This is a genomic window from bacterium (assembly GCA_040755795.1).
GTDB lineage: Bacteria > UBA9089 > CG2-30-40-21 > CG2-30-40-21 > SBAY01 > JBFLXS01.
In genome coordinates this window covers 1-1,241 of sequence record JBFLXS010000714.1, presented here as the reverse complement: position 1 = coordinate 1,241, position 1,241 = coordinate 1, and the positions used below count along the sequence as shown (strand labels likewise).

Sequence of the window (1,241 nt, the reverse complement as noted above, 5' to 3'; positions counted from 1 at the left end):
GCCCTGTATATAGATAATTGGCATCAGGTCTTAAGTGGGCAATCGTCAGCAACCATTTCAGCATCAGTAGACGGATACTTCACGAGTTATCCGGATTCTACAACTATTCTTTTACGCAGAACCAAGAATAACGAACCTGCCATGATAATGTATCCGTATGGACAAGGTTTGGTAATAGCAACAACTATGTATGAAGACTGGGCATATGGCAACGGGCAGTCGACAGAACAGGGACGGGCTTTAATCAGGGATATTATTTCATGGGCAAAGAAACCTGAGGTACTGCCTGAGATAAGACCGGGCGAAACTATAAATCTGAGTTTTGAAGCAAAAAATAAAGTAGTAAACGCGTTGATGAGTGGAAGCGTTAATGCGAGAGAAGCGGTAAATTTAAAAATAAATATTCTTGACCCTGACCGGAATGTCGTTAGTGAATCGTTACAATCAGTAATTTTAGCATCAGAGGAGACGACAAATACTTCATTATCTTTTAACTCATCAACGCATTATCCCATCAACGCATCAACGCCCCTGGGTATCTGGCATGTGGAATACAGCCTTTTTGACAGCACCGGCCTGGAATTTCAAACCGAATCACCTGGTGCAAGGTTTGCAATCAGCAGCCCTCCATCCGGCACCAAGCCCAATCCCAGCTTTATGGTCTGGGCGACATCAACCACAGAGAATGTTACACCGGGTTCGACAGTGGTTTTGACGATTCATGTGAAAAACAACAGCGATATAGATTTGATTGATGGAAGTATATCGGTAGTTGGTATGAAGGTATCTCCGCAAACTATTTCAAATGTCCATGTCTCTGCGCATTCAGAAGTGACTTTTACATATACAACACCTGTTGTGGAAACAATCTTTTTTAATGTAACGTTATTTGATTCAGAAAATATAAGATTAGCAAATTCCGAGAAAGGCATCTGGGTCATATCACCGTCAGCAGGAGCGGATATTTTCCTGGATAAGACTATCTACAGGAAGGGTGAAAGTGTCCACATAAATGAAACCATAACCAACCTCACCCAGGCAGGTTATGATTGCGAAGTTAAAACATATATTTTAAATCCCAATAATCAAAAAGTTTTCGATACAACCGAACAAATAAATTTATCTTCCTCCGGTCAGGTAACGCATCTACGCATTTACGCATTAACGCAGGAACTTCTTTTCGGCACTTACATAGTTTGCACAGATATTTACCAAAACGGGACAAAGATAGGCGGCAACTC

1 protein-coding gene is annotated in these 1,241 nt (G+C 41.3%); it reads left to right on the top strand.

Annotation, left to right across the window (positions count from 1 at the left end; genetic code table 11):
• Positions 1 to 1,241, top strand: a 1,241-nt coding sequence (locus tag AB1414_21140) for a hypothetical protein (GenBank protein MEW6609918.1), incomplete at both ends; no start/stop codon positions are given.